The organism is Nocardiopsis valliformis DSM 45023 (assembly GCF_000340985.1).
Taxonomy (GTDB): Bacteria; Actinomycetota; Actinomycetes; order Streptosporangiales; family Streptosporangiaceae; genus Nocardiopsis; species Nocardiopsis exhalans.
In genome coordinates, this window is sequence record NZ_ANAZ01000012.1 from 70,429 (window position 1) to 82,503 (window position 12,075).

7 protein-coding genes and 1 pseudogene are annotated in these 12,075 nt (G+C 69.4%); 4 read left to right on the plus strand and 4 right to left on the minus strand.

Features of this window, described 5'->3' with window-relative positions; translation table 11 throughout:
• Positions 1–18: 18 nt before the first annotated feature.
• The gene (dxs, locus tag D457_RS0112765; RefSeq protein ID WP_017581057.1) at positions 19–1,947 is read left to right on the plus strand and encodes a 1-deoxy-D-xylulose-5-phosphate synthase; all 1,929 of its coding nucleotides are present in this window, start codon (positions 19–21) and stop codon (positions 1,945–1,947) included.
• A gap of 64 nt (positions 1,948–2,011) precedes the next feature.
• Positions 2,012–3,457 carry an FAD-dependent oxidoreductase gene (locus D457_RS0112770; protein WP_026116593.1) on the plus strand — a complete coding sequence of 482 codons (1,446 nt, stop codon included), beginning with the start codon at positions 2,012–2,014 and terminating at the stop codon, positions 3,455–3,457.
• A gap of 34 nt (positions 3,458–3,491) precedes the next feature.
• Here D457_RS0112770 and D457_RS36650 read toward each other — a convergent pair whose 3' ends face one another.
• Complete coding sequence (locus tag D457_RS36650; protein WP_017581059.1) at positions 3,492–4,337, minus strand: neutral zinc metallopeptidase; 846 nt, start codon at positions 4,335–4,337, stop codon at positions 3,492–3,494.
• A 627-nt stretch (positions 4,338–4,964) separates the two neighbouring features.
• Positions 4,965–5,738, minus strand: a complete 774-nt coding sequence (locus tag D457_RS0112780) for a TetR/AcrR family transcriptional regulator (protein ID WP_017581060.1) — start codon at positions 5,736–5,738, stop codon at positions 4,965–4,967.
• 151 nt (positions 5,739–5,889) lie between these two features.
• Here D457_RS0112780 and D457_RS0112785 point away from each other — a divergent pair, with 151 nt between their 5' ends.
• Together D457_RS0112785 and D457_RS32470 are read left to right on the plus strand one after the other, a co-directional pair.
• A complete protein-coding gene (locus tag D457_RS0112785) occupies positions 5,890–8,118 on the plus strand; it encodes an MMPL family transporter (RefSeq protein ID WP_017581061.1) in 2,229 nt (742 codons plus the stop codon).
• Between the two features lie 229 nt (positions 8,119–8,347).
• A pseudogene (locus D457_RS32470) lies at positions 8,348–10,462 on the plus strand (MMPL family transporter); the annotation flags it as partial.
• A gap of 107 nt (positions 10,463–10,569) precedes the next feature.
• Here D457_RS32470 and D457_RS0112795 read toward each other — a convergent pair.
• Together D457_RS0112795 and D457_RS0112800 are read right to left on the minus strand one after the other, a co-directional pair.
• A complete protein-coding gene (locus tag D457_RS0112795) occupies positions 10,570–11,031 on the minus strand; it encodes a MarR family transcriptional regulator (protein ID WP_026116594.1) in 462 nt (153 codons plus the stop codon).
• 60 nt (positions 11,032–11,091) lie between these two features.
• Positions 11,092–11,976 (minus strand): hypothetical protein, encoded by an 885-nt coding sequence (locus tag D457_RS0112800; protein WP_026116595.1) that lies wholly within the window; start codon positions 11,974–11,976, stop codon positions 11,092–11,094.
• Between the last annotated feature and the right edge of the window lie 99 nt (positions 11,977–12,075).

A 12,075-nucleotide genomic window follows, 5' to 3' on the forward strand; every position in this document is an offset into this window, starting at 1 on the left:
GAGGGGACTGACGAGACAGTGACACTGTTCGAGTCGATACACAATCCGGAAGCGCTCAAGAAGCTCCCGGCCGACCAGCTCCCTGCGCTGGCTCAGGAGATCAGGGACTTCCTGGTCGACTCCTGCTCCCAGACCGGTGGGCACCTGGGTCCCAGCCTCGGCGTCGTCGAGCTGAGCATCGCGCTGCACCGGGTCTTCGACTCACCGAAGGACCCGATCCTCTTCGACACCGGCCACCAGGCCTACGCGCACAAGGTCCTCACCGGCCGCCACGACTTCAGCAACCTGAAGTCCGAGGGCGGCCTGTCCGGCTACCCCTCCCGCGCCGAGTCCGAGCACGACTTCATCGAGAACTCTCACGCCTCCACCGCCCTGTCCTACGCCGACGGCATGGCCAAGGCCAACGAGGTCCAGCGGCGTACCGACCGGACCGTGGTCGCCGTCATCGGTGACGGCGCCCTCACCGGTGGTATGGCCTGGGAGGCCCTCAACAACATCGCCGAGAAGAAGAACCGGCGCCTGGTCGTGGTCGTCAACGACAACGGCCGCTCCTACTCGCCCACCATGGGCGGCCTGGCCGACCACCTGGCCTCGCTGCGCATGACCCCCGGCTACGAGCAGGCCCTGGACCTGGCCAAGACCACCCTCAACCGCACCCCCGTGGTCGGCCAGCCCCTCTACGAGGCCCTGCACGGCCTCAAGAAGGGCCTGAAGGACACCATCCAGCCGCAGATCATGTTCGAAGACCTGGGCCTGAAGTACCTCGGTCCCATCGACGGGCATGACGAGCCCGCGGTAGAGAAGGCACTGCGCCGCGCCCGCGACTTCGGCGGCCCGGCGATCGTCCACGTCATCACCCAGAAGGGCAAGGGCTACGCCCCGGCCGAGAACCACGACGAGGACCAGTTCCACGCCCCCGGCCCCTTCGACATCGACACCGGCAAGGCCAAGCCCGGCCCCAAGGTGGAGAAGTGGACCGGCGTGTTCGCCGACACCATGGTCGAGCTCGGCGCCGAGCGCGAGGACATCGTGGGCATCACCGCCGCGATGCTCCACCCCACCGGCCTGAACAAGTTCGCCGACGCCTACCCGGACCGGATCTTCGACGTCGGCATCGCCGAGCAGCACGCCGCCACCGCCGCCACCGGCATGGCGATGAACGGCCTGCACCCGGTGGTCGCCGTCTACGCGACCTTCCTCAACCGCTGTTTCGACCAGGTGCTCATGGACGCTGCCCTGCACCGCCAGGGCGTCACCTTCTGCCTGGACCGCGCGGGCGTCACCGGCAACGACGGCGCCAGCCACAACGGCATGTGGGACATGTCCATCCTCCAGGTCGTCCCCGGCCTGCGCCTGGCCGCTCCGCGTGACGCCGCCCGGCTGCGCACCCTGCTGCGCGAGGCCGTCGTCGTCGAGGACGCCCCCACCGTCGTGCGCTACCCCAAGGGCGCCGTCGCTGAGGAGCTGCCCGAGATCGGCAAGGTCGGCTCCATGGACCTGCTGCGCCGCGCCACCGACGGCGGCCACGCCAAGGACCTGCTCATCGTCGGCGTGGGCACCATGGCCCAGGTCGCCGTCGAGGTGGCCGACCGCATGGCCGACCAGGGCATCGGCGTCACCGTTATCGACCCGCGCTGGGTCAAGCCCCTGGACGAGGCCCTGGTGGCCGAGGCCGCCGAGCACTCGGTGGTCGCGGTCGTGGAGGACAACGGCCGCACCGGCGCCGTCGGCGACGCCGTGGCCCGCCTGCTGCGCGACCACGAGGTGGACGTGCCCGTGCGGACCTTCGGCATCGCCCAGGAGTTCCTTGACCACGCCAAACGCGACCGCATCCTCCAGCAGCAGGGCCTGACCCCGCAGGAGCTGTCCCGCAAGCTCACCGAGACGGTTTCCCGTCGTGGTGAGGGCGGCAAGGCCCACCGCGAACTGGCTGACGAAACCGCCTGACTCGGGCTTTTCGGTCATACTTCTGGCAGCACTGGGTCAGCCCCGGTGCTGCCAGAATGGGTTCATGGCCTCTCCCGAACCCGAGCACCCCAGTTCTAAGCAGCCCGCCGCCGAAGACGTGACTCCGCTCCGGGTGGCCGTGATCGGCTCCGGCCCGGCCGGGGTCTACGCCGCCGACGCCCTCATCCGCCAGCGCCGCGTGCCGGTCCGGGTGGACATCATGGACCGGCTGCCCACCCCCTACGGGCTGGTGCGTTACGGCGTCGCCCCCGACCACACCAAGATCAAGGGTGTGGCGCTCACTCTGCGCAGGATCCTGGAACACCCGCACGTGCGGTTCGTCGGCGGGGTCGAGTTCGGCACCGACCTGACCCGCGCGGACCTGGCCCGCACCCACCACGCCGTGGTCTACGCGACCGGTGCCAGTGTCGACCGGCGCATGGGGATCCCGGGAGAGGACCTGCCAGGCAGCCTCGCCGCCACGGACTTCGTCAACTGGTACTGCGGCCACCCCGACAACGAGTGGGATCGGTTCGCGCTGGACGCCGAGGAGGTCGCGGTGGTCGGGGCGGGCAACGTCGCCCTCGATGTCGTCCGGATCCTGGCCAAGACCGCCAACGAACTCCGGCACACCGACATCCCGCAGGCCGCCCTGGAGGTGCTTGCCGAGAGCCGGGTACGCACCGTTCACGTGCTGGCCCGCCGCGGCCCGCTCCAGGCCAAGTTCACCGCCCCCGAGCTGCGCGACCTGCTCGCCCTGCCCGGTGTAGACGTGGTCGTGCGCCCGGACCAGGTGGACATCGACCCCACCGTGGTGGGCACCGACAGCGCGGGCCGCCCCGAGCTGCGCGAGGTCTCCCGGGCGGCGCGCACCAACCTCAGACTTCTGCGCGAACAGGCCGAGCGGGCCCCCGAGGGGCGTCCCCGCCGGGTCGAACTGCACTTCTGGACCCGCCCCGAGGAGATCCTGGGCGGGGCCGCGGAGGGTGAGGCGGCACGGGTTGAGGGCCTGCGGGTGGAGCACACCCGGCTGGACGCCGACGGCCGTCTGAAGGGGACCGGCGAGCACAGCGTTCTGGACGTGGGCATGGTGTTGCGCTCGGTCGGCTACGCGGGGGTGCCGCTGGCCGGTGTGCCCTTCGACCGGGGCGGGCACACGGTTCCGCACGAGGCGGGCCGGGTCCTGGATGCCGAAGGCCGGGCGGTGCCCGGGGACTACGTGGCCGGGTGGATTAAGCGGGGCGCCACCGGCGTGATCGGCACCAACAAGTCCGACGCCGCCGGGACCGTCCGGGCCCTGCTGGAGGATGCTCCACGACTGCGCGAGGCGGTGCCGAAGCCCGTCGAGCTGGAACGGGTCCTGGACGAACGGGGACTGGCGCACAGCGACTACGAGGGCTGGCTGCGCATCGACACCGCCGAGGCCGGACACGCCGAAGATCTGGGCCGGGGTGAGCGGGTCAAGCTGCGCGGCTGGGACGCCTACCGGAAGGCCCTGGAAGAGGGCTGAGGGGACCAGGCAGGGGCGGGATGCGGGAGGTTGGTCAGGTGACCTCGTTCTCGTCGGCCCCGTAGGTGTTGCACCCGCCCACGGTCGGACTGGAGTAGCCCGACTCCAACCACAGGGCGCGGTTGGCCGCGGTGCCGTGGGTGTCTAGGTCACCGCCGCCGTTGAAGTGCAGGTTGACCACGTCCAGGGCGTCGCCGTCGGGGTCGGTCAGCCCGCGCAGCCCCACCCCCGCCATGCACTCGGCCTGGAGCTCGGTCCGGCGCAGGGTGTCCAGCTCGTCGTCCTCGCTGCCCGCGGTCCGGCGCAGGTCGTGGGAGACGCTCAGGATGCCGGTGGCGTACTGCACGTGGTGGGCGTACTCGTGGCCCATCAGCGCCAACCACACGTCCTCCTGGTGTGCGTCCGGGATCTGTTCACCGACCTGGCGCACGTTGGGCAGGACCACGGTGATCAGCCCCCGGTCGCTCTCGTAGTAGGCCAGTGTGAAGGAGTCCTCGGTGTCGGTGTCCAGGGGCTCGTCGGTGACCGTAATCTCGGGGAGGTCGGGGACCAGGCCGAGCTCGTCCATCACCGGCGCCCACAGCTCGTTCAGGCAGACCCCGGCCTCGTTGGCGAACGCCTCCCAGGAGTCGTCGGAGCCGGTCTGCAGTGCGGGCAGGGGGCAGTCGATCGGCTCGGGCATGGCGACGTCGTAGAGCGGGTGGTCGACGAGGTCGATCTCGGCCGGGTTGGGTCGGGCGTACAGGCCGCTGTCGTAGAAGGCGGACACGTCCGCGCCGCCGGTGGGCGCTTCCTGTTGCGGGGTGTTCACCACGATGGCGACGCTGGCGATGAGCGCGACCAGGGCGACGGAGGCGGCGGCCAACGCCCCAGCCAGCACGGCCCGGCCCTTGTTGCGCCGCGGCCGCGGAGCGGGGTACCAGGGCTGGTGTGCCCACTGCTGCCCCCACTGCTGGGGCGGTGGCCAATGGTACTGGCCCGGTTGCGGACCCCAGTGTTGTCGGGGAACCGGTTGCTGGGGAACGGGCTGCTGCGGAACGGGGCGCTGGTGCACCGGGTGCAGCGGCATCGGGTGCGGCTGTGGCTGTGGCTGCTGCCCCCACTGCTGGGACGGCGGAGGCCCCGGCTGCGGAGATGGCTGCTGTGGAGCGGGGGCGGGCCGCGGAGGTGCACCCGGAGCCACCCAGCCCTGCGACTCGGTGGGGTCGGGGTGTGCCGGAGTGCGCGGCGGTTGCGGAGCCTGTGCAGGATGCGGAGACTGCGGCGGCCAGCCGTGCGGGGGAGGGGAGCCGTGCCGGAAGGTTCCCGTGTGCTCTGGTGGTCGCTGGTGGGTGCCGGTCCGGTCCGGCCGGGGAGCGTTCTCCCCGGGCTGCTCAGCGCCGGTTCGGTTCGCCACGGGCTCGTCCTCGTCTTCGCGCCAACACGGGTACGGCATGCCGGATTCGTACCCACGAATCCGGCAAGTGCCGCAGACCTCCATTATGGGGCTTAAACGGTCAAGCCGGTGTTAGGCGCCCTCCACCTTCCGGGGCGGGGAGTAGCGCACCCCGAGGTCCTTCGCCATGTTCTGAAGCTCGGACTCGAAGAATGGTTCCATGTCACCCACGACAAAGTTCAGGTGTTGGAACACTTCCATGCAGACCACCCCGTAAAGGCGCACCCAGCAGGCGGTGAGCACCATCACGGCGCCCTCGGAGATGTCGGGCGAGGTGAAGCCGACGGTGTCCGCGAAGGAGCGCAGCTCGGGGCGGAGCGCCTGCGGGATGTCCTCGTCCACGGGGAGCGGGAAGCGCTCCTCGGAGACCAGGCGGTCGAAGAGCGTGAAGAACGTGGACCCGAACCGGCGTCCCGATTCCAGGGCGACGCCGATGTCGGCCGACGGGTCCAGCCGGGTGCGCGGCCCGAACATCACCGAGTACTCGGTCCGGTGGGTGATGGCCCAGTTCCGGAAGGCGCGCAACGACGCGAGGATGCGTCCGTCGGTGTCCTCCACAGGCATCCCGGCGTCGGCGGCAGCCACCGCGTCCGCCAGTTCTTCGTACATGTCCGCTGTGATCGCCACCAAGAGGGCGTCGATCCCCTCCACGTAGCGGTAGAGGCCCGGGGCGGTCATGCCCATCTCCCGGGCGATCGCGCGCAGGGAGACTCCGACGACCCCGTGTTCCACGAGGTGTCTGCGGGCGATCGCCTTGATCTCGGTGAGTGTGGCTTCGCGCACACGTTCGCGGCGGCTCAGGGTTCCCCCGGTCCGTTGGTCGCTTGTGACCGGCGGTTTCGTCATGTGCTGCGGTACACCCCGTCTCACGCGCCAGGGTCGTGGCGCTCTGGTTTCACTCGGCGATATTGACATCGTAACGCCTGCACGCTTAAGTAAACACCGTTAGCAAACAGTGTTCACGAATATGACGACCGTTCGCTTCAAGGGGGCGCCCATGCCGACACACACGGGGTTCTTCGGCCGACTCGGGCTCGGTGCCCACCGGGGCAGATGGTGGATCCTGGCCTTCACAGGGCTCTTCACCGCCTTCTCCGTGGTGTGGGGGCTCGGGGTCTTCTCGGACGTCAGCGAAAGCGGCTTCGAGGATCCGGAATCCGAGTCCTCCCAGGCCATGGGCGTGCTCCAGGATGGGCTCGGCCACTCCGACATCGACATCATCGCGGTCTACCGCAGCGACGAGATGCGGGTGGACAATCCGACCTTCGCCCAGGCCGTGCAGCGGATCGCCGACGACCTGCCTGAGGACCTGGTCGCCGACTACGACGTCTACCTCGACGAGGAACTCGAGGACATCGAGCGCGGCATCCTCGTCTCCGAGGACATGCACGCCACCTACATGCCGATCACCCTCACCGGGCAGACGCACGAGGAGCGCCTACACCAGTTCGAGGCGGCCGCCGAGGCCCTGGAGTCCGGCCCGCTGGAGAGCCACCTGGGCGGCCCGATCGCGGTCGAGCACGAACTCTCGGAGACCGCGGAGAGCGACATCATCCGCGCCGAGCTCATCACGCTCCCGCTCCTGCTCCTCCTCCTGGTCCTGATCTTCGGCGGTCTGATCGCCGGACTGGTCCCCCTCGCCGTCGGCGGCCTGGCCATCCTCGGTTCCCTCACCGTTCTGCGCGCCCTCACCTCAGTCACCGAGGTATCGGTCTTCGCCATCAACGTCGCCACCCTGCTGGGTCTGGGTTTGGCGATCGACTACGGCCTGTTTATGGTCAGCCGCTTCCGTGAGGAGCTGAACAAGGGCCGCGCGGTCCCCGACGCCGTCCGCCGCACCGTCGACACCGCCGGGCGCACCGTCGCCTTCTCCGGCGTCATCGTCGGCATCGCCTTCGCCGGTCTGCTGTTCTTCCCCCAGCCCATCCTGAAGTCCATCGGCTTCGGCGGCATCGCCGTGGTCGCCCTCGACCTCATCGCGGCCCTGGTCTTCCTGCCCGCCCTGATGTCGGTGGTGGGCCGCCGCATCGACCAGCTCAAGCTGCCCCTGCCGCGCCGGACCGTCACCGGCGCGATCGACGAGAACGCCGGGGCCTGGGCCAAAATGGCCCGCGCTGTGATGCGCGGACCCGCGGTCTCGCTGGTCGCGGTCGGCTGCGTCCTGGCGGCGTTCACCTCCGGCCTGGCCTCGACCGAGCTCGGCTCCACCGACCAGCGCTACCTGCCGGTCGACGCCTCCAGCCGGATCGGCACCGAGGCCATGGGCGACGACTTCCCCGCCGGTCAGGTCGGACGGCTGCACGTGGCGGTGGTCGGTGACAGCACCGAGGAACAGCTCGACGAGTACGTCGAACGCCTCGACGCGCTGCCCGGCGCGGTCCGCACCGAACTCGCCCGCACGGGGGAGGGCATCGCGCACGTGGAGGTGGTCTACCAGGGCGCCACCGACGACCCCGGGATCAAGGAGCTGGTGCGCGACGTGCGCGCCGAACCCGGGCCGGAGGGTTCGCAGGAGACCCTCGTGGGTGGGGCGGCCCCCATGCAGTTGGACAACCTGGACGCCATCGTCAAGGAGGCGCCCAAGACGGTCGGTTTCATCATCGGCTCCACGCTGCTGCTGCTCTTCCTCGCCTTCGGCTCCATCGTGCTGCCGATCAAGGCTGTGCTCATGGGCGCGCTGTCCCTGGGCGCGTCGCTGGGCGTGGTGATCTGGGGCTTCCAGGAGGGGCACTTCGCCGGTCTGCTCGGTTTCGAGGCGGTCGGCACGATCGACCCCACGTACCTGGTGCTGATCATGATCGTGTCCTTCGGTCTGGCGATGGACTACGAGTTGTTCCTGCTCAGCCGGGTGCGGGAGGAGTATCTGCGCAGCGGGGACAACACCCGTTCCGTGGCGCTGGGGTTGCAGCGCACCGGCCAGATCATCACCAGCGCCGCCCTGCTGCTGGGTGTGGTGCTGGTGGCGATGGGCACCTCGGGGCTGCTCTTCCTGAAGATCATCGGCATCGGGCTCGCGCTCGCGGTCCTGGTGGACGCCACCTTGGTCCGGGCGATCATGGTGCCCGCCACCATGCGCCTGCTCGGCGACTGGAATTGGTGGCTGCCGCGCCCGCTGCGCTGGGTACACGATCGGATCGGCATCTCCGAGGGCGGTGACGACGAGGAGGAGCCCCTTCCCGTCGCCAAGGAGAGCGAACAGCGGGAGAAGGTCCCCGCGGGGGTCTGACCGCTCTCCGGCCTCGCGCTGGCCCCACCGGTCTCCTGCCGGCCTCCCCCCCCGACCGAGTTCCAAGCCCTCCAGGCCCCGTCCGGCTACCCGCCGGGCGGGGCCTCTGTGATGGGTACCTCTCATTATCGATCTTCTTAATCATATGTAAAACATACGATATGTTGGCAGTATCGATTTGGGAACGGTGCACCTGCCCCGGCGCCACACGCACCCTCCAGGAGATGCCATGGCCACCACACCCACCACGACCCCGCCACCGGGCCGGCCGGGCCCCACGGCCCCCGAACCACCCCCGCCGCCCCTGCTGGCCCGGCTCGGCAGGGGAGTGGCCCGCCGCCCCGGCCGCATCCTCCTCCTCGCCGCGCTGGTCACCCTCACCGCCCTCGTCCTGGCCGCGGGCACCCTGGACCGGCTCCAGCTCAGCCGCTTCGAGAGCCCCGGATCGGAGTCTCTTCAGGTCGAGCAGGCCCTGGAAGAGAACTTCGGCACCGGAAAACACCACTTCCTGCTCCTGGTCACCGCACAGCAGGGCACCGTCGACGACCCCGGGGTGGTCGAGGCCGCCACCGACCTGGAACAGGAGCTGGCCGCCCGCGACGAGGTCGCCGAGACCGCCTCCTACTGGTCCCGTGAGGGCTCACCGGCCATGCGCTCCGACGACACCACCCAGGCCCTGATCACCGTGCGCATGGCGGGCACCGTCACCGAGGCCCGCACCGCCCTGGCCGAGATCTCCCCGGACTTCACCCGCGCCGACGGCGAGATCCGCGTGGAGGTCGGTGGCGGCGACGAGATCTTCCGCCAAGCGGCCGCGCAGGCCCAGAGCGACTTCGTGCGCGCCGAGGTCATCATCCTGCCGTTGGTCTTCGCCCTGCTCCTGCTGCTCTACCGGCGGGCGTCGATCGCCGGGCTGACACTGGCCATGGGCGTGTACTCGGTGATCACCACCCTGGCCATGCTGCGCGGGGCGGCCGCCCTCACCGAGGTCTCCACCTTCGCGGCCAACCTCACCCTGGTCATGGGCATCGGGCTCGGCGTGGACTACAGCTTGTTCGTGATCACCCGCTTCCGCGAGGAACTGGCCCGGGGCCTCAGCGTGCCCGAGGCGGTGGAGCTCGCGGTGGCCCGTGCGGGGCGCACGGTGGTCTTCAGCGGGCTCACCGTGGCCATCGCGCTGTCCTGCCTGATGCTCTTCCCGTTCCCGTTCCTGCAATCCTTCGCCTACGCCGGGGTGGGCGTGGTCCTGACCTCGGTGATCGCCGCCCTGGTGATCCTGCCCGCCGCGCTGGTCAAGGTGGGGCACCGCGTGCGTCCCCGCCGCGAACCCCGCGGGGACAGCGGCTGGTGGCACACCAACTCGCTGCGGATGATGCGCCGCCCGCTGCTGTACGGGGTGCCCGCCCTCGGCCTGGTCCTGGTTCTGGCCGCCCCGGTGGCCGGGCTCAACTTCGGCCTGCCCGACGCCCGCGTCCTGCCCGAGGGGCATTCCAGCCGCGACGTCCAGGAGAAGATCGAAGCGGGCTTCGGCCAGGAGGAGATGGACGCCGTCCACGTCCTGGTCTCCTCCGCCACCACACCGGACGAGACCGACGCCTACGCGGCCGCCCTGTCCCGTGTCTCCGGGGTCTCCCAGGTCGACGCGCACACCGGCACCTACCAGGACGGACAGCTCACGATCCCGCCCCGAGCCGCCGCGGAGCGCTACGTCGCCGACGAGGCCACCTGGTTCTCGGTGGTGCCCACCATGGCCGCCCTGGAGGACGCCTCGGGGCTCATCGACGACCTCCGCGACGTTCCGGCCCCCGCCGACACCGCCATCGGCGGCTACCCGGCCGACCTCACCGACTTCAGCGACGCGCTGCTGGACCGGGTGCCCCTGGTCTTCGGGATGGTCCTGGCGGTCACCTTCGTCCTGCTGTTCCTGATGACCGGGAGCCTGCTGCTGCCGCTCAAGGCGATCGTGCTCAACATGCTGAGCCTGGCGGTGATGTTCGGGGTGATCGTCTGGGTGTTCCAGGAGGGCAACCTGTCCGGTCTCCTCGGTTTCACCGCCAACGGCACCCTGGAGGTGACCTTCCCGATCCTGATGTTCTGCGTGGCCTTCGGGCTGTCCATGGACTACGAGGTGTTCATGCTGGCCCGGATCAAGGAGGAGTACGACCTGACCGGTGACACTGCCTCAGCCGTGGCCGCCGGACTCCAGCGCAGCGGGCCCCTGGTCACCGCGGCCGCAGTGGTGCTCGCGGCGTCCTTCGCGGTCTACGCGACCTCCAGTGTGTTCTACCTGATCATGCTGGCCGTCGGTATGGCCGCGGTCATCCTGGTCGACGCCACCCTGATCCGCGGCGTCCTGGTCCCGGTCACCATGCGCCTCGCGGGCCGCGCCAACTGGTGGGCGCCCCCGCCCCCTGCGCCGCGTGCACGCCAGGCTCGGCCTGACCCACTGACCTACTCGGTCTTGGTCACCCGGGGGTGCTGGCCGATCAACCGGCCGGACAGCTCGTGCAGGACCCGGCGTTCCTCCTCGGAGACCCCGGCGAAGAACTCCCGCTCGGTCCGCTCCACCGCAGAACGGGCCTCGGCCAGTACCTCCCGGGCCCGCGCCGTCGGCGTCACGATGTACCGCCGCCGGTCATTGGGGTTGCGCACCCGCTCCACCAGCTCCAGCCGTTCCAACTCGTCCACGACCCCCACCATGACGTTGGGATCGATCCCCAGAGCGCGGCTCAGCTCTCGCTGCGAGGGCTCGGCCATCGTCGCCGCGGTCGCCAACACGTGGAACTGCCGCGCGTTGAGCTCCATAGCCTCGAACACCGACGCCGTGGCCGCCTGCACCAGCTCACCCAACTTGATCAGCCGGAACCCGGTCAGGTGCCACAGGGGGGAGCCCCCCTCATTCGCCTCGCTCATACAGACATCCTACGTCCGGCCGACCATAGGTTCAGGGGATGGTCAGCCGGACGTAGGAATTCAGTCCTCGAAGAGCTCGTCAATGCGGGTGATGTTCTTGCTCCGGATCGCCCAGGTCTTGAGCTGGGTGGAATCGGTGCAGCCGAGGATGCGTTCACGAGCCTCTTCGGTCACCTCGATGTCTTGGACCTCCAGCATCAGCAAGAGCATGTTCGCCTCGCCCTCGGCCTTGCCTTCGGTCCTGCCCTCGGCCTTCAAGCTCTCGGTCCAGGCACTGGTGTACTCGTAGGTTTCCGTCATCATCAGCTCCTCCAGGGCTCGCTGGCCGTTGCTGTCGGTGAGCAGGTGTAGCGCGTATCCAATGTACTTCGTTGCCATTTCCTGGTCGATGGAATCCAGGCCGGTGTGCAGGGCCTTGACCACGTCCGGGTCGGCCGGGCCGTGGGCGGCGGCCGACAGTACACCCAGGGTCGGGTGCCGACCCACTTCGGCTGGGTCGGTGATGACCGGGATCCGTTCCAGGCCCAGCACGAGGGGATGGAGCACGAACCCCGGGTGCCCCAGTGGGATGGGCGCGTTGTACGCGTCGGCCACGTTCTGCCGGGGGCAGATGACCAACAGCGTCACCGGGCACTCGTGTTTTGAGCGCATCGCCGCGACGTACTCGGGCCAGGTGAAGCGTTTGCGTTCCTTATCGTCTCGTTGGACCTCCACGACGATGCCCATGAGCTTGCCGAGGGGGTCTTCGTGAACTTTGCCCCGCAGCATGATCGTCACGTCGGACCGGCGCTCCACCGGGTCGACGTGGCCGAGGTCGCAGGAGGTCAGTTCGCTGCGGTCGTAGTCCGGGACCTTCACCCCGAGGTCGCGCAGGAAGCCCACCGCCATGTCGGGTGCGTCGGCGAACAACTCGGAGTAGATCTGGTGTTCGGGAGAGATTGCCACGAGGCATAAGTTACACAGGGTTACTAGTAAGTATGTTCCCGTAGTCGGAATGCATGGATAAGTCGTTTACGTGGGGAAACGCGAAAAGGGCCCGAACTT

Excerpts from the sequence above, each read along its gene's own strand:
- D457_RS0112780 (WP_017581060.1), bottom strand. The coding sequence starts at position 5,738 with ATGACGAAACCGCCGGTCACAAGCGACCAACGGACCGGGGGAACCCTG.
- D457_RS0112785 (WP_017581061.1), top strand. The coding sequence starts at position 5,890 with ATGCCGACACACACGGGGTTCTTCGGCCGACTCGGGCTCGGTGCCCAC.
- D457_RS0112795 (WP_026116594.1), bottom strand. The coding sequence starts at position 11,031 with ATGAGCGAGGCGAATGAGGGGGGCTCCCCCCTGTGGCACCTGACCGGG.
- D457_RS0112770 (WP_026116593.1), top strand. The coding sequence starts at position 2,012 with ATGGCCTCTCCCGAACCCGAGCACCCCAGTTCTAAGCAGCCCGCCGCC.